Genomic DNA, 25,185 nt, shown 5'->3' with positions numbered 1-25,185 from the left:
TATCCAGGAGACACGATGCAAGATCCCATTCTGACCACCGTAGTGAAGACGATTGACGGGGAAGTGACCACGCTGGAGAAATATGCCGGTAATGTGCTGCTGATTGTCAATGTCGCTTCAAAGTGTGGCTTAACGCCGCAATATGAACAGTTGGAGAACATCCAGAAAGCCTGGGCCGATCGTGGTTTTGTTGTGCTGGGATTTCCGTGCAACCAGTTCCTTGAACAAGAACCAGGTAGTGATGAAGAAATTAAAACTTATTGCACCACCACCTGGGGCGTGACGTTCCCAATGTTCAGTAAGATTGAGGTCAATGGCGAAGGGCGTCATCCGCTATATCAAAAATTGATTGCCGCAGCGCCGACGGCGGTGGCACCGGAAGAGAGCGGTTTCTATGCGCGAATGGCCAGTAAAGGCCGTGCGCCACTGTACCCTGATGATATTTTGTGGAATTTTGAAAAGTTTCTGGTGGGTAGAGACGGAAAGGTCATCCAGCGTTTTTCCCCGGATATGACGCCGGAAGATCCTATTGTAATGGAAAGCATTAAACTGGCGTTGGCAAAATAATGTCTATTGTGATGCAGTTACAGGATGTAGCGGAATCAACCCGCCTGGGGCCGCTTTCTGGCGAGGTCCGGGCAGGGGAGATCCTGCATCTGGTGGGGCCGAACGGCGCGGGCAAGAGCACCTTGCTGGCCCGAATGGCGGGGATGACCAGTGGTCAGGGAAGCATTCAGTTTGCAGGTAAACCACTGGATACCTGGCCCGCAACAAAACTCGCCCTGCATCGCGCTTATCTTGCACAGCAGCAGACGCCACCGTTTGCTATGCCGGTCTGGCATTACCTGACCATGCACCAGCACGATAAAACGCGAACCGATCTGCTAAATGATGTCGCAGGGGCGTTGGCCCTTGATGACAAACTCGGTCGAAGCACCAATCAACTATCCGGTGGTGAATGGCAACGCGTCCGTCTTGCTGCTGTAGTGCTACAAATTACGCCGCAAGCGAATCCGGCAGGTCAATTGCTTCTCCTTGATGAACCCATGAACAGCCTTGATGTTGCCCAGCAAAGCGCGTTAGATAAAATTTTGAGCGCGCTATGTCAGCAAGGCGTGGCGATTGTGATGAGCAGTCACGATCTTAACCACACATTGCGTCACGCGCATCGGGCGTGGTTACTTAAACAAGGAAAACTGCTTGCCAGTGGGCGGAGAGATGAAGTACTAACGCCGCCGAATCTGGCCCAGGCTTATGGGATGAGCTTCCGTCGTCTGGACATTGAAGGTCACCGAATGCTGATTTCGACCACCTGATTTCATTAGCATCTTGAAAAACGGGTAATTTCGACGCTAAATTAATGCAAGAATAAAAAACAGAGGATTCGTACGGAATGCGTTTCTGCCTAATTTTAATTACAGCACTGTTTCTGGCCGGGTGTAGCCATCATAAAGCGCCGCCGCCAAACGCCAGGCTTTCTGACTCCATTACTGTCATTGCCGGTTTGAACGATCAACTACAGAGCTGGCATGGTACGCCGTATCGTTATGGCGGCATGACTCGACGTGGAGTGGACTGTTCGGGTTTCGTGGTTGTGACGATGCGCGACCGTTTCGACTTACAGTTGCCACGCGAAACAAAACAACAGGCCGCTATCGGTACCCAAATTGATAAAGAAGAATTGCTGCCAGGCGATCTGGTCTTTTTCAAAACAGGTTCCGGGCAAAATGGTTTACACGTGGGTATTTACGATACCAACAATCAATTCATTCACGCCTCTACCAGCAAGGGGGTGATGCGTTCTTCCCTTGATAATGTCTACTGGCAGAAAAATTTCTGGCAGGCGAGACGAATCTAGTATCTCAATAAATGGACGGTGATGATACCGCACCGTCTGTTAACTCCTGAATACAGTAGTATTTTGCAGACAAAAATACCGCAAATGGAATATTCGTTTATACTCAGGATAATCTAAAAAAAGGACCCCTGAAAAAGTGGTTAACATGGAACAAATGAAAGTTATTTCTTCTGTATTTGTTATGCCTTATGGCCTCAAACTTTTTATCTGGATGTTGAAAAAAATCCGTAGAGAGGGGCTGTTACCATGAAGGTCTTACTGGAGAATCTTTATCATTCTGATTACTATTTTCTATCGATAAGAGACAGCCAACAAAATCTTGTTGGGGTTGAGTTAATAACCCATTTCTCCAGTGACGACGGTACGGTTCGCATCCCGACGACACGGGTTATTGCACAACTTTCAGAGGAGCAGCATTGGCAATTATTTGCCGAAAAGTTGGAATTACTAAAATCATGCCAACATTTTTTTATTCAACACAAACTTTTTGCCTGGATTAATTTAACGCCACAAGTAGCAAAATTATTATTAGATAGGGATAATTACGCAAGCAAACTATTAAAAATTCCCTTTGCTGAATTGATGATTAACGAAAATTATCCGCATCTTAATGAGGGAAAAGATAATTACGAACTTTTTCACTTGTCGCAAATTTTTCCATTGGTTTTGGGAAATTTGGGTGCGGGCAACAGTACAATGAAGGCTGTTTTTGATGGGCTTTTCACTCGCGTCATGCTGGATAAAGGTTTTATTCAGCAACAAATAGTCCATAAATCTTTCGCTCCTTTTATTCGTGCGCTCCATGCGCAAATTTCACCTTGTTGCAATTGTATTATTGCTGCTGGTATTAATACACCGGAGATGTTGGCGCAGATGGTGCCGTTTGGTTTCCATGCTTTTCAGGGATGCTTGTGGCCCGCAGTTCCCGTAAGCCAGATAACAACGCTGGTCCAGCGATAACCCTCTTGTTTGCTGGTGTTTAAGACGAGAGTAACCGTCTACACTATCAAACAGGAGGATCTATGACCCTGTCTTTTATTACCCGCTGGCGTGATGAATTGCCGGCAACATATACATCGCTTTCCCCTACGCCTTTAAATAATGCCCGATTGATTTGGTATAACGCCGAACTGGCTAATACGCTGGGTGTTCCATCGTCGCTGTTTGAAAGTGGCGCGGGTGTCTGGGGCGGCGAAACTTTACTGCCAGGCATGTCGCCACTTGCCCAGGTCTACAGTGGCCACCAGTTTGGTGTCTGGGCGGGGCAGCTTGGCGACGGGCGCGGTATTTTACTCGGCGAGCAACAGCTTGCCGACGGCACCACCATGGACTGGCATCTGAAAGGTGCGGGGCTGACGCCTTATTCGCGAATGGGCGATGGACGTGCGGTTTTACGTTCAACAATTCGCGAAAGTCTTGCCAGTGAGGCAATGCATCACCTTGGCATTCTGACGACACGCGCCTTAAGCATTGTTACCAGCGATACGCCGGTTTACCGGGAGACGGTCGAATCAGGAGCGATGCTGATGCGCGTAGCGCAGAGTCATTTGCGATTTGGTCACTTCGAACACTTTTATTATCGCCGCGAGCCGGAAAAGGTTCGCCAGCTGGCTGACTTCGCCATTCGCTATTACTGGCCGCATCTTCAGGATGAAGAGGATAAATACCGCCTCTGGTTTACCGATATTGTCGCACGTACGGCTTCGTTAATCGCCAGCTGGCAGACGGTCGGTTTTGCTCATGGTGTTATGAACACTGACAACATGTCGATTCTCGGGCTGACGCTTGATTACGGGCCGTTCGGCTTCCTCGATGATTACGAGCCTGGCTTTATCTGTAATCACTCTGATCATCAGGGTCGTTACAGCTTTGATAATCAACCTGCCGTTGCGTTGTGGAATTTACAGCGTCTGGCACAGACATTATCGCCATTTATTTCTGTAGATGCGCTCAATGCGGCGCTGGATAGCTATCAACAGGTTTTGTTGACGCATTATGGAAAACGTATGCGGCAGAAACTGGGCTTTATGACGGAGCAAAAAGAGGATAATGCGCTACTGAATGAATTGTTCAGTCTGATGGCGCAAGAGCGCAGTGATTATACTCGCACATTCCGCATGTTAAGTCTGACCGAGCAGCACAGTGCGGCTTCACCACTGCGCGATGAGTTTATTGACCTCGCGGCGTTTGATGACTGGTTTACGCGTTATCGGGCGCGCTTGCAACAAGACGGAGTTGCCGATAGCGAACGTCAGCAACTGATGCAGAGCGTTAACCCTGCGTTGGTATTGCGAAACTGGCTGGCACAACGCGCCATTGAGGCGGCAGAAAAGGGCGATATGACAGAATTACAACGTCTGCATGAAGCGTTGCGAAATCCTTTCAGCGACAGGGATGATGATTATGTTAGCCGTCCACCGGACTGGGGCAAACGGCTGGAAGTCAGCTGCTCGAGTTAAACGCTACTTGGTCAGCAGCAGTTTACCAGCCTGGGTTTTACGGAGCAGATATTCTTGCCCGTCATGATCAATGATCAGTTTGCCATCCGGACCTAACAGTGTCTGGCTGGCAATTCGCCGAATGGGCTGCGGGGAAGCGGTCTTGTGATTGGCATCCGTTTCAGGCGTGAGTTTTCTGCTATCCGTATAACGCATAAAAATTAATAATAATTGATATAACAATGATTCTTATTATCAATATAATATTGCGTCAGGGCAAGTAATAATTCGTTGAGAAGACAACAGGTTGAGCAGAAATGCCCATTCCCGACGGAATGGGCACGCATTCAGAAGCGGGTATCTACCGCAGAGGCGAGTTTTTCGACCAGGCGTTCGGTATCTTCCCAACCTAAACAAGGATCGGTAATTGACTGACCGTAGGTGAGCGGCTGACTGCTGACGATTTTTTGTGTACCTTCGCGCAGGAAACTTTCTGCCATAATTCCGGCAATCGCCGTAGAGCCATTGCGGATTTGCTGACAAATATCCTCGCAGACTTCTAACTGGCGACGATGCTGCTTCTGGCAGTTACCGTGGCTGAAATCCACCACCAGATGTTCAGGTAAATCAAACTCGTGCAGCGTATCGCAGGCTGCGGCGATATCATCGGCATGGTAGTTCGGTTTTTTGCCGCCACGCATAATAATATGGCCGTATGGGTTGCCGCTGGTCTGATAGATGGTCATCTGACCGTTTTTGTCTGGCGAGAGGAACATATGGCTGGCGCGCGCCGCGCGAATCGCATCCACGGCAATACGCGTGTTGCCATCAGTACCATTTTTAAAGCCTACCGGGCATGAGAGCGCGGAAGCCATTTCGCGGTGGATCTGGCTTTCGGTAGTGCGTGCGCCAATCGCGCCCCAGCTAATTAAGTCAGCAATAAACTGACCGGTCACCATATCGAGAAACTCGGTCGCGGTGGGAACGCCCAGCTCATTTACCTGCAACAGCAACTTACGTGCCATTTCAAGGCCGTGATTAACGCGATAGCTGCCGTTTAAATCCGGATCGGAGATGAGTCCTTTCCAGCCGACAACGGTACGCGGTTTTTCAAAATAGGTGCGCATTACAATTTCCAGTCGTGACTGGTACTGGTTGCGCAGCGACTGCAGACGAGTGGCGTACTCCATTGCAGCGGTGAGATCGTGGATCGAGCAGGGGCCAATAATGACCAACAGTCGCTTGTCTTCACCATTCAGTATTTTTTCAATTCTGCGGCGGGAGTCGGTGACATGGGTGGCGACGCCAGGCGTTACGGGATACCGTAGCGCGAGTTCGGCGGGCGTTACCAGACTCTCGATACGCGCAGTACGGAGTTCGTCAGTTCTGTTCATTACAAGTCTCAGAAATTTGTTGCTTCAACGGCAGGACTACCGGGAAGTGATGCGCATCACGATAAACCAATCGCAGCTGATTTCAAGTGCGAGGTGTGTCACACCTCGCCGGGTGGTTAGCATGATAACAAAAAAACAAGCTAATGCACTAGTTCTCTAGTACATTCGACGGCTAAGGCCCATGATATCGAGGATCTTGGTGGCAATCTCTTCTACCGAATAATTGGTACTGTTAATCCACGGGATCTGATTTTTACGGTACAACGCTTCCACTTCCGCAACCTCCATCCGGCACTGGCGAAGCGAGGCATAGCGACTGTTTTCCCGACGCTCTTCGCGAATCGCCGCCAGACGCTCTGGGTCGATGGTCAGCCCGAACAGTTTATGCTGAAGCGGCTTGAGCGACGCGGGTAGCACCAGATTATCCATGTCATCGGCAATAAAGGGGTAGTTTGCCGCGCGGATACCAAACTGCATCGCCAGATACAGGCTGGTGGGGGTTTTACCACAACGAGAAACACCGAGCAGGATCACCTGAGCCTGGTCCAGATTGCGCAACGAAATGCCGTCATCGTGTGCGAGGGTGTAATCAATCGCCGCAATACGCGCATCATATTTATTGAGATTATTAGGGTTCAGGCCGTGGGTACGATGAGCAATCGGCGTTGGATCCAGTTTCATCTCTTGTTGTAACGGGGCAACCAGCGCCTGAACGATATCCTGGCAAAAGCCTTCACTTTGCAAGATGATGGCGCGAATCTCCGGCAACACGATGGAGTAGAAGACCAGCGGGCGCACACCTGTCTGGTGATAAATTGCGTCAATCTGATCCTTCACTGCCCGTGCACGGCTTTCATTTTCGACAAACGGCAGCGTAATGCTGCTGATAGTAACGGGAAATTGTGACATCACTGCGTGTCCTAATACCTCCGCAGTTATTGCCGTACCATCAGAAATATAAAAAACGTGGCGATCAACAGCATTATCCATTTTGTTCTTCCCGTAATGCAGACATAATTCTATGAAAGCATAAATTAAAAACGTACAGAAGCGTAGAAGGTTATGCCTGGTTTATAAAATGAACCTTTAATTTTATATTTTATGAAAACAGTATTTCATTTTTACGCTTTCGTTTATACCGATGGTTTATGTGGAAATTACTGAAGATAAGCGGATTTGCGCAACGCTGGGATCAGTCTTAAAAAGTAAAAAAATATATTTGCTTGAACGATTCACCGTTTTTTTCATCCGGTTAAATATGCAAAGATAAATGCGCAGAAATGTGTTTCTCAAACCGTTCATTTATCACAAAAGGATTGTTCGATGTCCAACAATGGCTCGTCACCGCTGGTGCTTTGGTATAACCAACTCGGCATGAATGATGTAGACAGGGTTGGGGGCAAAAATGCCTCCCTGGGTGAAATGATTACTAACCTTTCCGGAATGGGCGTTTCCGTTCCGAATGGTTTCGCCACAACCGCCGACGCGTTTAACCAGTTTCTGGACCAAAGCGGCGTAAACCAGCGCATCTATGAACTGCTGGATAAAACGGATATTGACGATGTTACCCAGCTTGCGAAAGCGGGGGCGCAAATCCGCCAGTGGATTATCGACACTCCCTTCCAGCCTGAGCTGGAAAACGCCATCCGCGAAGCCTATGCACAGCTTTCCGCCGATGACGAAAATGCCTCTTTTGCGGTGCGTTCCTCCGCCACCGCAGAAGATATGCCGGACGCCTCTTTTGCCGGTCAGCAGGAAACCTTCCTCAACGTTCAGGGTTTTGATGCCGTTCTCGTGGCAGTGAAACATGTCTTTGCTTCTCTGTTTAACGATCGCGCCATCTCTTATCGTGTACACCAGGGTTACGATCACCGTGGCGTGGCACTCTCCGCCGGTGTTCAGCGGATGGTGCGCTCCGACCTCGCATCTTCTGGGGTGATGTTCTCCATTGATACCGAATCCGGCTTTGACCAGGTGGTGTTTATCACTTCCGCATGGGGCCTGGGTGAAATGGTGGTACAGGGGGCGGTCAACCCGGATGAGTTTTACGTGCATAAACCGACGCTGGCGGCGAATCGCCCGGCTATCGTGCGCCGCACCATGGGGTCGAAAAAAATCCGCATGGTCTACGCGCCGACCCAGGAGCACGGCAAGCAGGTTAAAATTGAAGATGTACCGCAGCAACAGCGTGACATCTTCTCGCTGACCAACGAAGAAGTGCAGGAGCTGGCAAAACAGGCCGTACAAATTGAGAAACACTACGGTCGTCCGATGGATATTGAGTGGGCGAAAGATGGCCACACCGGTAAATTGTTTATCGTGCAGGCGCGTCCAGAAACTGTGCGTTCTCGCGGTCAGGTGATGGAACGTTATACGCTGCATTCACAGGGCAAGATTATCGCCGAAGGCCGCGCTATCGGTCATCGCATCGGCGCGGGTCCGGTGAAAGTCATTCATGACATCAGCGAAATGAACCGCATTGAACCTGGCGACGTGCTGGTCACTGACATGACCGACCCGGACTGGGAACCGATCATGAAGAAAGCGTCTGCTATCGTCACCAACCGTGGCGGGCGTACCTGTCACGCGGCAATTATCGCCCGTGAACTAGGTATTCCGGCGGTAGTGGGCTGTGGTGATGCGACCGAACGGATGAAAGAGGGTGAGAACGTCACCGTTTCTTGTGCCGAAGGCGATACCGGTTACGTCTATGCTGAGTTGCTGGAATTTAGCGTGAAAAGCTCCAGTGTGGAAACGATGCCGGACCTGCCGCTGAAAGTGATGATGAACGTCGGTAACCCTGACCGTGCGTTTGACTTTGCCTGCCTGCCGAACGAAGGCGTGGGCCTTGCGCGTCTGGAATTTATCATCAACCGTATGATTGGCGTCCACCCCCGCGCACTGCTTGAGTTTGACGACCAGGAACCGCAGTTGCAAAACGAAATCCGCGAGATGATGAAAGGCTTTGATTCTCCGCGCGAATTTTACGTTGGCCGTCTGACCGAAGGGATCGCGACGCTGGGCGCCGCGTTTTATCCGAAACGCGTGATTGTCCGTCTTTCTGATTTTAAATCCAACGAATACGCCAATCTGGTGGGTGGTGAGCGTTACGAGCCGCATGAAGAGAACCCGATGCTGGGCTTCCGTGGCGCGGGCCGCTACGTTTCTGACAGCTTCCGCGACTGCTTCGCACTGGAGTGTGAAGCGGTGAAACGTGTGCGCAACGACATGGGACTGACCAACGTAGAGATCATGATCCCGTTCGTGCGTACCGTAGACCAGGCGAAAGCAGTGGTTGAAGAACTGGCGCGTCAGGGGCTGAAACGTGGCGAGAACGGGCTGAAAATCATCATGATGTGCGAAATTCCGTCCAACGCCTTGCTGGCTGAACAGTTCCTCGAATATTTCGACGGTTTCTCTATCGGCTCAAACGACATGACACAGCTGGCGCTCGGTCTGGACCGCGACTCCGGCGTGGTGTCTGAACTGTTCGATGAGCGCAACGACGCCGTGAAAGCACTGCTGTCGATGGCTATCCGTGCTGCGAAGAAACAGGGCAAATATGTCGGGATTTGCGGTCAGGGTCCGTCCGACCACGAAGACTTTGCCGCATGGTTGATGGAAGAGGGGATTGATAGCCTGTCTCTGAACCCGGACACCGTGGTGCAAACATGGTTAAGCCTGGCTGAACTGAAGAAATAAAATAAATACCCGGCGGCGTGTTGTCGCCGGGTTAACGTGATCCCTGAAGATGAAGCTTATTCAATCACTTCGCAGACATCCTGAGTTAATCGCCGCATAATATCTTTCCTTAACAAAAACTTTTGTATTTTACCTGATGCAGTCCGCGGTAATTTTTCGATCACCACGATATGTTCAGGGTATTTATATTTCGCGACCCGTTTACGGCTAAAAAATGCCACTACATCTTCCAGCGATAATGAATGATGCGGTGCTTTCAGCACTACATAGGCGCATGAACGTTCACCTAAGCGTTCATCGGGCATTGCAACCACACAAGCATCGTGAATTTTAGGATGCTGCAATAGAATATCTTCCACTTCACGGCTGCTAATATTTTCGCCGCCGCGGACAATAATATCTTTCTTGCGTCCGGTTATTTTTATATAGCCAGCTTCATCCATGCGGCAGAGATCGCCACTGTAATACCAGCCCTCTTCATCCAGCGCGCGAGCGGTTAATTCAGGTTCATCAAAATAACCCATAAACACATTAGGGCCGCGCGAGGCCTCTTCACCTTCGCAACCTGGCGGTAAGATCTTGCGTGCATCATCGACCACTTTAATTTCCACGCCTGCGGCAGCGTAACCATCGGTATGCATAAAGCGCGACAAAGGATCGTCGAGATTCACCACTGCATGTGGCGAGCTTTCTGTGGAACCATAAACGCTTAATAATTTAATGCCGCGCTGCTGGCATTCACGCGCCACTTTTTTGGGGATCGTGGTGCCGCCGCAAAGAAAGAAACGCAGCGCAGAAAGGTCGGCAGGCTGTTTCTCAAGTAGATTCAAAAGGTCATAAACAAACGGCGTTGCTCCGAGCATACAGGTGCAACGTTGTTGCTCAAGCAGCGAGAGACAGGCTTCCGGGGTAAAAATATCTAACAACACGCTGCGGGCGCCAAGTAAAAACGGCGCTGTTACGCCATGCAGAAAGCCCGTTGCGTGACCAAGTGGCGCAGGCATCATAAAGACATCCAGCCAGGTCAGATTCAGCCGTGCGCAATAAGCCCGCTCACTGGCGAGAATATTGTTATGCGTTAGCATCACGCCCTTTGGCATGCCCTCAGTTCCGGAGGTAAATAGCACCGCCGCTAATTCATCGCCGTGGACCGATGTTGCGGCGACCAGCGGGGGATTGTCGGCAATAATCTGACTTAACGAGAGAGACGAGGTGGCGGGAGCCAGCTTATCCACGCCGACGATCTGTTGTAGTTGTGGAAGCTGATTTTGCAGTGGCAGGATTAAATCTACCGGACGCGTTTGTTTAAACAATGTCGGTGCAAAAAACATTTTTGCCTGACACTTATTGAGCACCCACACCAGTTCGGCTTCTCGCCAGGAAGGCAACAACGGCACGGAAACTGCACCGGTTTTCAGGCAGGCAAGATAGATAACAGTAAATTCACACCAGCCCGGCAATTGAAAAGCGATACGATCGCCCGATTCAATACCGTTAGCCAGTAACCAGCTTGCCAGACAGTTCGCAGTGTGATCGAGTGCACCATAGGTGTACGATTCGCCATGATTATCGACAACGGCTATTTTGTCTGGCATCGCGCATGCAGTCTGCCGCCAGTAGTCGGCCAGCGAAGCATCGCCCCACAATCCTTGTTGTCGATAGGCTGCACGACGCTGCGCGTTAAACGTTAATGTCACTTTCATTTTGAACTCACGAAACAGAACGTCAGGCCCGAGGTGCGGGCCTGTGGGAAGCGTAATTAGCCGTAACGGAAATCAATACCGAAGGTGCCTGCGGGGTATTGCCATTGTTCGAGAATAGTGTTGCCACACAGCACCCGACAGGTGCCGCACTCCAGACAACCGGCGGAATCAAAATGAATGTTTCCCGCGTCATCCTGCTTATACAGTCCGGCAGGGCAGGCTTTCATTAATTTTTGAAATTCATTGATGTCGGGATTTGCCGCCAGAATGATATGCGGGTGGCCCTCATCCACATGGAATTTGTTGACGCCTAATTTGACGTCAACGTTGATCGTAGCGTTCTGGCTCATAGCGCGGTTGCCCCCTTAATGCCATCTTTCAGCAGATTAATCAGTCCGATTTTTTTCGCATGTCCGAGAATCATTTTTCGTAACGGCTGGTTTGGTTTGCCGTCAATAGTGAACATATCGTTCATGATATCGGCGACCATGCGCGGATACTGACTAAACAGGCGCGGGTTTTCCATCAGCGCCGGGATCTTGCGAAAATGCTGCATATCACGCATGACACAGCTTTGTTCCAGCTCGTGCTTGTATTGCGCCAGACTGCTGGTGGAGAAATCCGCGCGTTCTTTGGCGGCAATCACCGTTGTGGCAGCCGCCAGGGCCGATGCGATGGCTAAATCCATTCCGCGAACCGTAAAGCCCAGATTGAGGCAGAAGCCTGCTGCGTCACCGACGATCATCACACCATCGTTGACCAGTTGCGGTACCATTGCCAGACCGCCTTCCGGCACCATATGCGCGGAATATTCAAGCAGTTTGCCATCGCTAATCAGTGGGCGAATGGCGGGGTGCTGTTTAAAATCCTCCAGCATTTGCGGCACGCTTTTTTGCGCATGGGCGATATCACCCAATCCACAAACCAGACCCAACGATACGGAATCCTTGTTGGTATAGATGAATCCGCCGCCCATCAGGCCGTCAGAAGGGGAACCGGCAAACAGCCAGGCGGCACCTTCGTCGTCAGTGACGTTAAAGCGATCGTTGATTTGCTCCGGCGTGAGGCCAATGACTTCTTTAACGCCAACAGCGTAATGATGCGGATCGGAGGCGGGAACCATTCCCAGCGAACGGCCAAGCATTGAATTAACGCCATCAGCCAGAATCACCACATTGGCTTCGAGAATATCATCCCCGGCCTGGACGCCAGTGACCTTGTTACCTTCACGAACCAGCGCATCGACGCGAACGCCCGGGATAAACTGCGCACCCGCCTGTTCGGCTTGCTCCATCAACCACGGGTCGAGACGATTGCGCAATACGGTATAAGAAGCGTGTTGTGGAACATCTGGCTGCTCGCGGTGAAAATCGAGGGTAACGGCGCTCTCTTCGGTTAAGAAGGAGATTTTCTCGCGTGTGACTTTGCGTTCTACCGGCGCTGATGCAGCAAAGCCTGGAATGATCGCTTCAAGCGTGTGGGCATAAAGACGCCCGCCGGTCATATTTTTACATCCGGCACTGTCGCCGCGTTCTATCACCAGGACATCCAGTCCGGCTCGCGCCATGACCAATGCGGCAACGCTACCGGCAACGCCCGCACCGACCACAATGGCATCAAATTTGTCATCCGACATGCGTTATGCTCCCTTCCCGCTGCGTTTACAGCGGGAGAAGTGTTTGAAAGGGAATTAGCGACTCAACTGGCTAATCAGGGCAGGGACAACTTTGTAGATATCGCCCACCAGACCGTAGTCGGCATAGTTGAAGATTGGCGCGTTTTTATCTTTATTGATGGCGACAATCACTTTTGCGCCATTGCCGCCAACCATATGTTGGATCTGCCCGGAGATCCCCAGCGTCAGGTAGAGGTCGGATTTCAGCAACACGCCGGAGACGCCGATATAACGTTCGCGCTCCATCCAGTTCTCGCCTTCAGCAATCGGGCGTGAGCAGCCGACTTCAGCATTGAGTGCCGCCGCCAGTTCGTGAACCATTTTCAGGTCAGCCTGCGCCGCCAGGCCACGCCCGACGCCGACCACGCGTTTTGCTTTACTCAGATCCACACTGCTTGCCGCTTTCGCACGGCGTTCGCGACTAAGAATTTCATGACGCGGAGCAACGTAAGGCACCGTTTGAATCGGACACTGATGCGAGGCGTCACTGGTGCAAGGTTCCTGAACACCGGGCGCAAGGGTAATGATCGCCAGCGGGCTATTGATCTTTTCCTGGGCGAACGCTAGCCCGCCATACATACGGTGCTCGGCGTAAACGAGACCATCGACCACATCAACCGCAGTGGCATCGTTCACCAGCGCCGCATTCAGTTGCACACTTAACCGTGCAGCAAGAGCTTTACCGCGTTTTGTCGCGGCCAGCAGCAACATTGATGACTTTTGATCTTTTAGCAGGGCTGCAATGCTTTCAGCGTAATTTTCAGTGCGTTGCAGTGCATCGTTTTGCTCAAGAACATAAATACATTTTGGACCGTAAGGCATAACAGCCTGTGCCTGGTCGGTATTTTGTACAATGGCATACACCTGTTGGCCCCATTGCGGCGCACCGCTAAACAGTTCGGCATAACGTTCAGGATTATCGCTAAAGACCCAGACGCTGTTTAATTGACTCATCGTTTCTTCTCCGTAGGCTTTAGTTCAGGGCTTTCTTCAGATGTTCCGCCAGCTCGGCAATGGCTTCCGGCGAATCGTTATCGAGAATGATGTGTTTGCGTTCTGTTTGCGGCGGTACGCGAACGCCGATCAGTTCAGCAAGCGGCGTGGCCTGGTTCCAGCCGATATCACTCGCCTGCCACTGATGTACCGTTTTTTTGCCCGCGCCGAGAATGGCTTTCATCGATGGAATACGTGGCACGTTAATATCTGACGTGACGCACAGCACGGCTGGCAGTGAAAGCTCAACGACTTCAACTTCCTCTTCCAGAGCGCGTTCGATAATCAGGCTGTCGCCCTGACGTTGAATGGCACTCACCGCGTTGATCACCGGAAGTTGCAACATTTCTCCCACCAGCAGGCCAACCTGTTGGGCATAGAGATCGCCAGAACCTTCACCGAAGATCAGTAAATCGAAGCCGATCTTTTCTGCTGCTGCCGCCAGAGCCTTTGCGGTATCGAGAGGCAGCGCGTGCTCAAGCTGGGCATCCTGCACCAAATACAGGCTGTGCGGTCCGCGGGATAACACGTCTTTACGCACTTTTGAGTTCTGCAACAATGAACCGCCAACGGTCAGCGCGGCTATCTCATCATCATCCGTTGCAAGCTGGCTTGCGGCTTCAATGGCATTGAGATCGAACTGGCTAATTTTGGCGTCGGCATTGTCGAAATTGAGGGTGTACTCGGGAGTGACAACAATGTCCTGTTCTTCAGGCACCAGCTTAAAGCAGGTTATTATTTTCATGATTTCTCCTGTGGGTCGCATACGGAACCATCTCCGATGGAAGGTAAAAATTGCCTGAAAATAGTGTGCGATAGCAGGAAGGGGTTTTCGACGGAGCAATCTGTTTTCCTTGCAAACAATCTTGCAAAAAAAATGAGATCGTTAAAACAAAAGCACAATAAGCGGCAATATTATGCCGTCGTGGACGTACTATCTTGCATTCAGTGTAAATAATCTTGTTCAGCTCTCGCTAAACGCGGTTGTATAACCGCAATACGCGCCGTATTTTATCCGGCATATATTGTTTTTGCTTGATCATGGAATAGGGAGGTTGTCATGTATCAACGCTGTTTTGATAATGCCAGCGAAACGCTGTTTGTCGCCGGTAAAACGCCACGACTCTCGCGCTTTGCGTTTAGTGACGATCCTAAATGGGAGTCGGGACATCACGTTCATGATAATGAAACCGAGCTGATTTATGTTAAGAAAGGGGTGGCAAGGTTTACCATTGACTCTTCGCTCTATGTGGCTCATGCCGATGATATTGTGGTGATAGAACGTGGCAGACTGCACGCGGTGGCTTCAGATGCTAACGACCCGGCAACGACCTGTACCTGTGCGCTATACGGTTTTCAGTTTCAGGGCGCAGAAGAAAATCAGTTACTGCAACCGCATTCCTGTCCGGTAATTGCCGCAGGGCAGGGAAAAGAGGTCATCAAAACGCTTTTTAATGAATTAAGTGTGATTTTACCGCAAAGTAAAAATGGCAACACATCTTCAGTGTGGGATGCATTTTCCTATACGTTAGCGATTCTCTATTACGAAAATTTTAAAAATGCGTATCGTTCGGAGCAGGGGTATATAAAAAAAGATGTTCTGATAAAAGACATTCTTTTTTATCTTAATAATAATTACCGCGAAAAAATCACCTTAGAACAGTTATCGAAAAAATTTCGTGCCAGCGTCAGTTATATTTGTCATGAATTTACTAAAGAGTATCGTATTTCCCCCATTAACTATGTGATTCAACGGCGTATGACGGAAGCGAAATGGCTGCTGACCAATACCGATTTGTCGCAGGCAGAAATCTCATGGCGCGTGGGTTATGAAAATGTCGATCACTTTGCCAAACTGTTTTTGCGCCATGTTGGCTGTTCTCCCAGTGATTACCGCAAACAATTTAAGAATTGTTTTGCTGAACAAGAAATCTTATCTGAATTTTCTGAACCTGTAAGTCTTGCCGGATAAATCTGGCGGCGCAGTTTTTGTCAGAAGCTGCGCCGCCTGAAGATTATTTATTCTGGTAATCTTTCAGGATCTGCCGACCTGCAACGTAAATCATAATTTCGTCAGTACCACCGCCAATCCGTTCACAGCGGACATCACGCCAGAAGCGGGAGACGCGTGCCTCATCGGTGTAGCCCAGACCGCCCATGATTTGAATCGCATCGTCAATGACTTCCATCGCAGTACGCGCGCAGTACAGTTTTGCCAGCGCCGCGCTGGTGCGCAGTGACTGATGCTGATCAGCTTGCCACGCCACTTTCAGCACCATATTGCGCATGTTGTCGATCTTAATCGCCATCAGTGCCAGTTTTTCCTGGATCATCTGGTTATGACCAATTGGCTTACCAAAAGCGATACGCTGGTTGGCATAGCGGGCTGCATCTTCGAAGGCGCATTCGGCAAAGCCGGTGCTGCGCGCGGCGTTGATCAGGCGCTCCATCTCGAAGTTGTACATCACATTGAGGAAACCCATTCCTTCTTCGCCTACCATGTCGCTCTCTTCAACTTCCACGTTGTCGAGATAAACTTCGCAGGTGCTAAGCATATGCCAGCCGATTTTATGTAGCGGATTGATCTTAATGCCGGGCTTACTGGACTCAACCCACCACAGGGTGAAGGCTTTTTTCGGATCTTTCGGTTCTGGATCGCGCGCCAACACCAGCATATACGGGTACTCTTTCGCACCGGTAATAAAGGTTTTCTGTCCGTTGATGTAAACCTTGCCATTTTTACGCGTGTAAGTGGTGGTGGCGCTGTTGTTATCTGAGCCAGCGCCTGGTTCCGTCAACGCCAGGGCATAGGCGGGGTCGCCGGTTTCCAGGGTACTTTCTGCCGTTTTACGTAGCTGCTCCTCAGAACCGAAACGGCGCATGCTGTGAATACACTGACCGTTGGTAATCAAAAACGCCGGAGCACCGCATTTTGACACTTCCATCAGCGCCAGCATCTGAGTGACGTAATCCGCAGGGATGCCGCCGAACTCTTCCGGCACGCCAAGCATAGAAATGCCGTTATCCGCCAGCGCCCGCATAAACTCACGCGGATATGTACCATTTTGATCGCAGGTGCGGAAATACTCTTCCGGAAAGTTAGTCGTAATCAGTTCGCGAATACTGGCCAGCAGTAGTTCTTGTTCTTCAGTTAAAGAAAAATCCATCGTAATACTCCTGTTAATGAGCCGCTTCAGGCAGGACAAAACCCATCGCCGCATCGATAAATAATCTTTTGTCCATCATTCTCAGTTCTGGCGAAATAACTGGGGTGAAATCCATTTTGTCGAGAATATCTTTTTGCAAATCGACGCCAGGGGCAATTTCGATTAAATGCAGGCCATCTTCTTTCAGGGTGAATACAGCGCGTTCAGTGATATAACGAACATCCAGTCCCCGTTCGAGAGCGATTTTCCCGCTAAAAGTAATTTCCGGCAATTCACGGATGAATTTATTTACCCGCCCTTCCTGGACGATATTTAATTTACCATCGGCAATTTCTGTTTTTAAACTTCCCGCAGTTAACGTGCCGCAGAAAATAATTTTCTTCGAGGTGGCGCTGATATCAATAAACCCACCGGTGCCCATAATTTTGCCATTGAATTTATGCACGCCGACGTTACCGTGCTGGTCGACTTCGGCAAAACTCAAATAACAAACATCCAGACCACCGCCGTGGTAAAAATCGAACTGGGAAGTCATATCCAGAATGGCGCGGGTATTCACGTTCGCGCCAAAGGCGATACCTTGCGAAGTAATACCGCCAATCGGACCCGTTTCCACCGTCAGAATAAAGTCATCAGCACATCCTTCTTCCCGGGCGACCAGGCCAATACCGTCGGCAATACCGACGCCGACATTCCCCACCGCACCTTTGCGCATTTCAAATAATGCGCGCCGCGCGACCAGTTTGCGTTGATTAAGCGGCAGACTAAGTTTGGCACTGTCATCAAGGGTGAAGTCGCCAGAAATAAAACGATTAACCGGTGCGCCGCCATACAACTGGGTTTGATCCGGATCGACAACGACAATATCCACCAGATAGCCCGGAATGCGTACTGCCTTCGGATGCAGCGTGGCTTTCTTAACCATTTTCTGCACCTGCATCATTACGATACCGCCGTTATTGTGCACCGCCTGAGCAATGACCAGCGCGTCGAGATACATCACTTCATCTTCAAAGGTGGCATAGCCTTCGCTGTCGCAGGTAGTGGCGCGAATAAAGGCGATATCCGGCGCAATCGCTTTGTAATAGAGATATTCTTTATTATCAAACTCGACCAGTTTAATCAGATCTTCTTTAGTCACTTCATTCAGTTTACCGCCTTGTTGGCGAGGGTCGATAAACGTTCCGATACCAATATCGCTAATAATTCCTGGCTGGTGGGCAGCAGCAGCGCGCAATGTTTGAGTGAGCACACCTTGTGGATAGTTATAGGCAACTATTTTATTTTGTTCTGCGAGTTCAGAAATACGCGGTGATTGTCCCCAATGGCCGCATAATGCCCATTTCACCAGGCCTTCTTGCGCCAGCGGACTAATACCTCGATCGGCGCGATCGCCAAGCCCTGTAGGGCTAATAATTGATAAATTACGCGGTGTCTGGGTTTGTTTATATTTGTCAGCAAGAGCGGTAATTAATGTGGTGGCTTCCAGAATACCGCCACCAGCACCTAATACACAAAGCGTTGCTTCGTCGGGAATATAACTTACCGCTTCCTGTGCCGACAGGACCGGCACTCGTCCATTAATACGAGGTGGTTTTACAGGTTTCATTATTTTTTCCTGATTCAGGTGTGAATTTCCCTGCGCCAGCCAGAAAAATAGCGCGCAGATATTCACGGAATATTTTTATTAAATACTCTTAAAACACTTATTTTATTTCGGCGGGTGAGAGTGTTCCCGCCGGAATGTTATTTATTACGCCTGATGCAAAATAGTTAATACTGTGCGTAAATCATTCACCGATATTTGCCCAGGGGCAGAGGCTTTTTTTACTGCGCCAAAGGTTGCCGCCGAACCGAAAACTTCACCAGCCAAACGGGAAATTACGCCAGTTTTTGCCATCGACATCGTAATGATTGGACGATCGGCATACTGTTCCTGCATCTCCAGAGTCGCGGCAAGTAACGTCAGCACATCGCTGGTGCTTTGTGGCATCAGCGCAATTTTGGGAATATCGGCGTCGAAGGACTGCATTTTGCGCAGACGGGCAACAATCTCTTCGGCCTCCGGTGTTTTATGGAAGTCATGGTTGGACATGACAACTTTCACATCATGCGCATGGGCGTAGGCGACGGTTTCTTTAACCTGATCATCGCCGGTAAATAACTCCAGATCGATCATATCGACCAGACCGCTGTCGATGGCTGCGCGATTGAGTGCAATATAAGCCTCAGTGGAAATCGCCTGCTCGCCGCCTTCTTTAGCGCTACGGAAGGTAAACAGCAGTGGTTTTTCTGGCATTACCTCACGGATAGCTTTTGCTGCTGCCATGACCGACTCTACGCAGGAGAGGTCGGCAAAGTGATCCACGCGCCACTCCAGAATATCAAAGTCTGCTTCACGATAGGCGAGAGCTTCAGATTTCACGCTGGCGATATCTTTCGCCATCAGCGAGACGATGATTTTTGGTGCGCCCGTACCAATGACGAGATCTTTTACAGTTACGGTTTTCATTTTTTACCCTTTCTGCACGCGGTCAGCCAGTCAGGCGCCGAACCCCATGACCTGTTTAACGTATTCCAGAGGGAAATCTTTGCCAGTCCATAACGTGAACTGTTCAGCCCCTTGCCACAACAACATGCCGTATCCATCAATCGTTTTGCAACCTGCTTGTTGCGCCTGCTGCAATAACTTCGTCATATGCGGGTTATACACGCATTCAGTGACCAGCAGTCCTGGATGTAACAGACTGATATCATTAACCAATGATTCATTCTCAAGGGGTTTCATACCCACTTTGGTGCCGTTGGTTAAAATTTCAGCAGAAGCCAGCGCCTCGGCAAAGGCCTGCTGATCGGCGAGATCGGTAACTGTGACGACGCAATCGGTGTTTTCGTTGACCCGTTGCGCGAAGGCGAGGGCTTTATCGAAGAATTCATCCCGACGGTTGAAGATTTTAATCTCTTTTAACCCTTCAATCGCGCCCTGCGCGCCAATCGCCGTTGAGGCACCACCGGCACCTAACAGCACCATCGTTTTGCCTTTGATATCAAAACCGCTCTCTTTAATGGCGCGAATATGGCCCGTGCCGTCGGTGTTATAGCCACGCAGGTAGCCGTCATCATTAACAATGGTATTGATGGCGCCAACCAGTTTTGCCGCAGGTGTTAATTCATCGACATATTCGCAAGCCAGTTGTTTGTTTGGCATCGACACACCGGTTCCGCGCATTTTTAAGGCTTTTAATCCTTCAATTGCACCGGCAAAGCTATCGTTATCCACTTCAAAGGCCATATAGGTAAATGGCAATCCCGCTTTTTCTAAGGCTTTGTTTTGCATTTCAGGCGATAAACTGTGGCGAATAGGATAGGCCATCAGGCCAATCAATTCGTATTTAGCGGTAACATCCATAATTAACTCCTCTAATTTTTTTGCTTAATTGTGTTTAACAGGGGTGCTAAGATTGCGTTCGCCAAACCGGACATCATTTTCAGGAATAATAAAGACGCGGTAATAGCGGATGAAAACAATAATTGCGGTAATCAGGGCCAGCAGCGCGAAAGTAAAATCGAGAACGATGATGTATTGCAGACCTATATTCGACAGATAACCGGTAATCAGCGGAATAACAAAATTGGCCAGACCACCCATCATCATATAAATACTGGTGACTTTGGCTTTGCTTTTTGGAAAAAACTCGGACATGACTGAAACGCCAAGCTGTAAAATACCGCCAGCAGCAGAAAAACCGATAACAAAAGCCCCAGCATTACAGACCAGTGGAGAAGGGTACAGATAAATGATAGCAGCGGTTACCGTTGCCAGTGCAGAGTTAAATACGTTAGCCCAGATGGGACGTACCATTTTTTTCAATAGTGCGGCAAAAATAAAGACACAGACCAGCGAACCCATACTGTAATAAGAGATAGTTTTTAATGCCTCGGATTCCGACATACCGGCAAATGCCATCGCATATTTGGGCATCCACACGACAATTACATAAAAGGTCGAGAACGCAGCAACACCGAACAGTACTGATGAAACACCTTCCAGCCAGACTAACGGCTTACTGTTCATTTGCGGTAGTTCACCAGCTACGCTTGCATCCACCAACTGACCTGGGAATTTACTTTTCAATAGCATCAGCGTGATCAGCACAAACACGATGCCTGGAATAATCAGCCCATAACCGTACCAGATGTTATTCAACAGCATATAACTCACTAGCATCGGATAGAGCATTTGCCCGAACGATATCATTGCCTTAACCAATATTACGGCTGAACCCGAGGCTTTCGGAAAGCATTCCATCAACGCCGGATATCCACCGGTATCCAGGGCTGAGTTGGCGATACCAACGCACACTGCCAGACCGTAAGCGAGAGCTAAACTTGGGCAGGCCGGAATACCAAAGAAAAACAGCATATACATGGCAACGGCCATGAATATTACTGCTCGCCGACCAAATTTATCGGAGATTACACCGAAGAATAAAATACTTATCAGACGGCCCAGACCGATACCAGAAATTAAATAGGCGATACCGGCGTTATCGGTCGAAAATTTTTCTGCCAGAGATGACATATTTTGTGCAAGAGTAATAACACTAATGCCGTGTAGGAAATAACTGAAGTAAATACAAAGAACAGCCAGGATAAATGGCGTGCTGAAAGCCTTATTTTGAGACATTTTCACAGCTCCTTGCTGAAAGATAATTTTGTTACCGTACGTGTTGTTCTCCGCCGGTTTTCATAACCACTATACTGAAGATGATTTTCTCTGGGTACATGACATAAAGTTTATATTTCCAGGAATATTGCATGTGATAGTTTGTTTTTGATCGAGATTTTCCTTAATTAGCGCAGAAAGAGTAATTTATCCGTAAGATCTTGCATGACCTGAAAAGAATATTGCATTACCCGCCCGTAGCAACATTCTCCTTTAATGATGGATGTTGTGCTTCTTTTCGACTGCGTACGCCAATAAACAGCGCCAGTAAAAAGCCGATAGCAGCGATGGCGGCATCGAACCACATAATATCGGCAATACTTCTTTGCGAAAGATGAGCCGTAATCAACGGAATAGTAAATGTTGCAATGCTGCCCGCACTGTAATAGATCCCCGTTGCTTTTCCTTTGGCATGGGGAAAACGTTCCGCCATTAACGTCAGGCCAATTTGTACAACACCACCTGCGGAGGTAAAACCGATGACGAAAGCAAATATTATCACCACATAAAATGTGGGATGCAGGCAGACGGTGAGCAGAGCGATAAATGAAATAAAAGTGTACAGCATCAACAATGTTGTTGAGTGAATGGTTTTACGAATGAGTGGAGCAGTAATAAATACACACAGCAGCGAACCCACGGTATAGATACTGAGTAATTTGATCGACATGGTGTATGACATGCCTGCGACAAATTGCCCGTATTGTGCCAGCCACTGGCTAACCAGATAAAAGGTTGCCATTGAAATATAGCCATAGAGGGTGTAACTGGCTAAATCAATAATTGAGCAGCGATGCCCCGCGGAAGTGGTCGCTTTCTTTACCACAGGCAAGCGACGGCCCGGATGTGGTGGAAAGGTACAGCGATATAAAAACAGACCGTTAACGATCATAATTGCTGCGGCAATCATAAAAGACCAACCGAACCACAGTTCAGCCCACACTAACAGGCTGATGATTAGTGGCAATAAAAATTGCCCGCTGGAGACAAAGGCTTTAATTAAAATATTGGCAGTACCCGGTGAATGAGGAAAGGCTTCCATCAAACTGGGATAGGTACCAGCATCGAGAAAACTGTTCGCCATGCCCGCCAGAAAACCAAAAGCATAAGCAATAATGATGTTATTGGTGTGCAGGATGCCAAAAAAGAAGGCCATATAGCAGCACATACCCAGAATAATAAAAGGACGGCGACCAAAACGATCGGATAATAATCCTGCAAAAAGCAAGACACTCAATCGTCCTATACCTAATGATGAAATAACAATCGAAACGCCCGCGGCATTGGTCTGCCACAGCGTCTCAAGCGAGGCCATATTCAGGCTCATCAAAATGACGCCCATACCATGCACCAGGTAATTGAAATACAGCCCCAGTGCGGTAGGGAGATAGGGATTTTTCATAAGATCTACTTAGCAATATTGCTTAAAAAGTTGCTGTTATTATGTCAGCATCCGTTTATTATTTTTGTCATGACGTCCGTTGTATCCCGTTAAAATATCAACACAGGCGTTCCAGATCGTGAGCATATAATTCAGCTGCGACAGACTGGTAAATCTTCCAGTCAATAAAATTGCCGTCAGGGTAGACTTGTTGAAACGCGGTTAAGTCGGGGAAAAAACGCATGGTGTTGTTGCCGATGCGGTTATTTATTTTCTCTATGATGGCATGAAGATGTTTTTTTCTTTGCTGACGCATAGCCAACAGTTGCTCGACCACACGATCAGGAATGGCGCATTTGCCATTTTCCCACTGACGCCAGCTTTCACTGTCACCGGACTGGGCAATCCAGGTCGCGCATTCATCAATAGTCATGGCAAAAATATGGCGTAGTGCCTGGAGTTCATAAGCGTTCATCGTGTATTGGCTGCATGAAAAAAAGAATAAAATATAAATAACATTATCAGCCTGCTTACGGCTTGAAGAGAGTCACAGTATCTTGTGCAACATTATTGGAAAGAACGAGAGACGGGGTAATGAAGCAAAAAATGTTAAAAAAAAGCCCATCGTGGGAGATGGGCAAAGACTACACACAGCAATTCGTTGTTTCACTCAGGGGATTTCCATGCTTATAAATCAATATGTTGATTTATAACCGTGAGCTAATAGTAGGCATACGGACTTTTTGCGTCGATCAGATTCGTCTCATTAGTTTAAAAACTGTAAAGGATTTGCGACAGGTACTACCAGCTGAATGGCAGTAAGCAGGAAAATACGGACTGGAGGAATGAAATATCAATTAGCAGTGATTAACAATCAGGCGGCAGAGCCGCCTGATGAGAAATTACTTATTCGGTTTCTCGATTTCGCCCAGCTCTTCGAGAATTTCCTCTGGTTGGTCAGTCGGCGGCGGGACTTCTTCAACCCACGCAGCAAACAGACGCCAGGAAACAGCCAGTAGTACCGGACCAATAAACAGACCGATCATACCGAAAGCAATCAAACCACCAATAACCCCGGAGAGGATCAGAATCAGCGGTAAATCTGCGCCCATGCGAATTAACATTGGGCGGATGACGTTATCCAGAGTGCCAACCACACCACTCCACACCAGCAATACCGTGCCCCAGGTAGTATCACCGGTCCAGTAGAGCCAGATAATCGCCGGAATCAACACCGGTAGCGGGCCAAGCTGGACAAGGCAGGAGAGGATCATTAATACCGTTAGCAGCGTGGCGTAAGGCACACCGGAAACGGCCAGACCGATACCGCCAAGCACTGCCTGCACTAACGCAGTTACCACCACGCCCAGCGCCACCGCACGGATAGCTTGTGCCGCCAGCAGAACTGCCGCATCACCACGAACGCCCGCCAGACGAGTCGCAAAATGGCGAATGCCTTGCGCCACCTGTTCACCGCGCCAGTACAGCAGTGCGCTGAAGAGCAGCATCAAGGCACAATGCACCATAAAGCGCCCGATATGCGCGGCTTGCCCGACGAACCAGGTGGTAGTGGTGCCAATATAAGGACGGACTTTCGCCATGATCGCCGTGCCGCCCATATCCAGCAAATTGTGCCAGCCTGCGTACAGCTTCGCGCCAATCACCGGAATGGTATTAAGCCACGCTAAATCCGGTAATGTCATATCTCCACTGGAGATGGCCTTAATTAACGGGCCACTGCCGTCGACGATACTGTTAACCAGTAAGGCGATAGGGATGATAAACACCATCACCAGGAGCAACGTCATTACCAGAACGGCGAGAGAGCGGCGGCCAAACATGATCTTTTGCAAACGTAACAATACCGGCCAGGTGGCGATAACCACCGTACCAGCCCATGCAAAGCCGAGAACAAAGGGTTGAACGATCCACAGACATGCCACAATCATGATGGCTAAAAACAGCACCGAAAGCAGAATTTGTGCGACATCCCTGGGCTGACGAACATTTACCATAACTACTTTTCACCTTTTTTGTGCGTCAAATCGTCGACGCGACGTGAACACGCGAAACTCACCTGCATAATGATGAGCAATTTCAGCGGTTTTTAACAGGCCGATTCTGCCCTTAATTCTGATGGGCGTGTTA

At 49.2% G+C, this 25,185-nt stretch carries 22 protein-coding genes, 1 other RNA gene and 1 pseudogene; 7 read left to right on the top strand and 17 right to left on the bottom strand.

Annotated features, from left to right (window positions below):
* The first annotated feature begins 15 nt into the window (after positions 1-15).
* From btuE to selO, 5 genes are all read left to right on the top strand, one after another.
* Positions 16-567 carry a bifunctional thioredoxin/glutathione peroxidase gene (gene btuE, locus FEM44_RS23490; protein ID WP_130208280.1) on the top strand — a complete coding sequence of 184 codons (552 nt, stop codon included), beginning with the start codon at positions 16-18 and terminating at the stop codon, positions 565-567.
* Complete coding sequence (btuD, locus tag FEM44_RS23485) at positions 567-1,316, top strand: vitamin B12 ABC transporter ATP-binding protein BtuD (RefSeq protein WP_130208278.1); 750 nt, start codon at positions 567-569, stop codon at positions 1,314-1,316. The genes btuE and btuD overlap by 1 nt, the downstream gene beginning before the upstream one ends.
* Before the next feature lie 77 nt (positions 1,317-1,393).
* Entirely contained in the window at positions 1,394-1,858 is a 465-nt protein-coding gene (locus FEM44_RS23480; protein WP_130208276.1) for a C40 family peptidase, read from the top strand.
* Positions 1,859-2,104: 246 nt separating this feature from the next.
* Complete coding sequence (locus FEM44_RS23475) at positions 2,105-2,818, top strand: EAL domain-containing protein (RefSeq protein WP_138159212.1); 714 nt, start codon at positions 2,105-2,107, stop codon at positions 2,816-2,818.
* A 62-nt stretch (positions 2,819-2,880) separates the two neighbouring features.
* A complete protein-coding gene (gene selO / locus FEM44_RS23470; protein ID WP_135522333.1) occupies positions 2,881-4,317 on the top strand; it encodes a protein adenylyltransferase SelO in 1,437 nt (478 codons plus the stop codon).
* 3 nt (positions 4,318-4,320) lie between these two features.
* Here the strand turns inward: selO and hemP are convergent, their stop codons facing one another.
* From hemP to ppsR, 3 genes are all read right to left on the bottom strand, one after another.
* Complete coding sequence (hemP, locus tag FEM44_RS23465; protein ID WP_096261127.1) at positions 4,321-4,512, bottom strand: hemin uptake protein HemP; 192 nt, start codon at positions 4,510-4,512, stop codon at positions 4,321-4,323.
* A gap of 131 nt (positions 4,513-4,643) precedes the next feature.
* On the bottom strand, positions 4,644-5,690 hold the full coding sequence (gene aroH / locus FEM44_RS23460; RefSeq protein WP_135522334.1) for a 3-deoxy-7-phosphoheptulonate synthase AroH: 1,047 nt from the start codon (positions 5,688-5,690) through the stop codon (positions 4,644-4,646).
* Positions 5,691-5,846: 156 nt separating this feature from the next.
* Positions 5,847-6,680 carry a posphoenolpyruvate synthetase regulatory kinase/phosphorylase PpsR gene (gene ppsR, locus FEM44_RS23455; RefSeq protein ID WP_000368046.1) on the bottom strand — a complete coding sequence of 278 codons (834 nt, stop codon included), beginning with the start codon at positions 6,678-6,680 and terminating at the stop codon, positions 5,847-5,849.
* A gap of 333 nt (positions 6,681-7,013) precedes the next feature.
* Here ppsR and ppsA point away from each other — a divergent pair, with 333 nt between their 5' ends.
* Positions 7,014-9,392, top strand: a complete 2,379-nt coding sequence (gene ppsA, locus FEM44_RS23450; protein ID WP_135522335.1) for a phosphoenolpyruvate synthase — start codon at positions 7,014-7,016, stop codon at positions 9,390-9,392.
* A 56-nt stretch (positions 9,393-9,448) separates the two neighbouring features.
* On the opposite strand, the gene fadK is transcribed toward ppsA, so the two are convergent.
* Genes fadK through FEM44_RS23425 form a run of 5 tightly spaced genes read right to left on the bottom strand, consistent with a single transcriptional unit; the run spans position 9,449 to position 14,508 of the window.
* Positions 9,449-11,095, bottom strand: a complete 1,647-nt coding sequence (fadK, locus tag FEM44_RS23445) for a medium-chain fatty-acid--CoA ligase (protein ID WP_135522336.1) — start codon at positions 11,093-11,095, stop codon at positions 9,449-9,451.
* 56 nt (positions 11,096-11,151) lie between these two features.
* Positions 11,152-11,445 (bottom strand): ferredoxin family protein, encoded by a 294-nt coding sequence (locus tag FEM44_RS23440; RefSeq protein ID WP_135522337.1) that lies wholly within the window; start codon positions 11,443-11,445, stop codon positions 11,152-11,154.
* Positions 11,442-12,731: an FAD-dependent oxidoreductase gene (locus FEM44_RS23435; RefSeq protein ID WP_135522338.1), complete on the bottom strand. Its 1,290-nt coding sequence runs from the start codon at positions 12,729-12,731 to the stop codon at positions 11,442-11,444. The genes FEM44_RS23440 and FEM44_RS23435 overlap by 4 nt, the downstream gene beginning before the upstream one ends.
* Positions 12,732-12,785: 54 nt before the next feature.
* Positions 12,786-13,724: an electron transfer flavoprotein subunit alpha gene (locus tag FEM44_RS23430; protein ID WP_135522339.1), complete on the bottom strand. Its 939-nt coding sequence runs from the start codon at positions 13,722-13,724 to the stop codon at positions 12,786-12,788.
* Between the two features lie 19 nt (positions 13,725-13,743).
* A complete protein-coding gene (locus FEM44_RS23425) occupies positions 13,744-14,508 on the bottom strand; it encodes an electron transfer flavoprotein (protein ID WP_135522340.1) in 765 nt (254 codons plus the stop codon).
* 315 nt (positions 14,509-14,823) lie between these two features.
* On the opposite strand from FEM44_RS23425, the gene FEM44_RS23420 reads away from it, so the two are divergent.
* Complete coding sequence (locus FEM44_RS23420) at positions 14,824-15,735, top strand: AraC family transcriptional regulator (protein ID WP_130208252.1); 912 nt, start codon at positions 14,824-14,826, stop codon at positions 15,733-15,735.
* A gap of 43 nt (positions 15,736-15,778) precedes the next feature.
* On the opposite strand, the gene FEM44_RS23415 is transcribed toward FEM44_RS23420, so the two are convergent.
* From FEM44_RS23415 to ydiK, 9 genes and pseudogenes are all read right to left on the bottom strand, one after another.
* Positions 15,779-16,930, bottom strand: coding sequence for an acyl-CoA dehydrogenase (locus FEM44_RS23415; protein WP_000347861.1), 1,152 nt, complete (start codon positions 16,928-16,930; stop codon positions 15,779-15,781).
* 13 nt (positions 16,931-16,943) lie between these two features.
* On the bottom strand, positions 16,944-18,539 hold the full coding sequence (locus FEM44_RS23410; protein WP_135522341.1) for an acyl CoA:acetate/3-ketoacid CoA transferase: 1,596 nt from the start codon (positions 18,537-18,539) through the stop codon (positions 16,944-16,946).
* Positions 18,540-18,683: 144 nt separating this feature from the next.
* Positions 18,684-19,442: a type I 3-dehydroquinate dehydratase gene (gene aroD, locus FEM44_RS23405; RefSeq protein WP_135522342.1), complete on the bottom strand. Its 759-nt coding sequence runs from the start codon at positions 19,440-19,442 to the stop codon at positions 18,684-18,686.
* 30 nt (positions 19,443-19,472) lie between these two features.
* Positions 19,473-20,339 (bottom strand): quinate/shikimate dehydrogenase, encoded by an 867-nt coding sequence (gene ydiB / locus FEM44_RS23400; protein ID WP_135522343.1) that lies wholly within the window; start codon positions 20,337-20,339, stop codon positions 19,473-19,475.
* 11 nt (positions 20,340-20,350) lie between these two features.
* Positions 20,351-21,617 (bottom strand): annotated as a pseudogene (locus tag FEM44_RS23395) (MFS transporter).
* 226 nt (positions 21,618-21,843) lie between these two features.
* Positions 21,844-23,058 carry an MFS transporter gene (locus FEM44_RS23390; protein WP_135522345.1) on the bottom strand — a complete coding sequence of 405 codons (1,215 nt, stop codon included), beginning with the start codon at positions 23,056-23,058 and terminating at the stop codon, positions 21,844-21,846.
* 97 nt (positions 23,059-23,155) lie between these two features.
* Positions 23,156-23,512, bottom strand: coding sequence for a YdiL family protein (locus FEM44_RS23385; RefSeq protein ID WP_135522346.1), 357 nt, complete (start codon positions 23,510-23,512; stop codon positions 23,156-23,158).
* Between the two features lie 134 nt (positions 23,513-23,646).
* An RNA gene (gene rprA / locus FEM44_RS23380) (antisense sRNA RprA) lies at positions 23,647-23,754 on the bottom strand.
* Positions 23,755-23,939: 185 nt separating this feature from the next.
* On the bottom strand, positions 23,940-25,052 hold the full coding sequence (gene ydiK, locus FEM44_RS23375; protein ID WP_000248654.1) for an AI-2E family transporter YdiK: 1,113 nt from the start codon (positions 25,050-25,052) through the stop codon (positions 23,940-23,942).
* Positions 25,053-25,185 lie beyond the last annotated feature (133 nt).

Source organism: Escherichia sp. E4742 (assembly GCF_005843885.1).
Taxonomy (GTDB): domain Bacteria; phylum Pseudomonadota; class Gammaproteobacteria; order Enterobacterales; family Enterobacteriaceae; genus Escherichia.
Note: the sequence above shows the minus strand (reverse complement) of the source record. Positions and strands in the feature narration are given on the sequence as shown.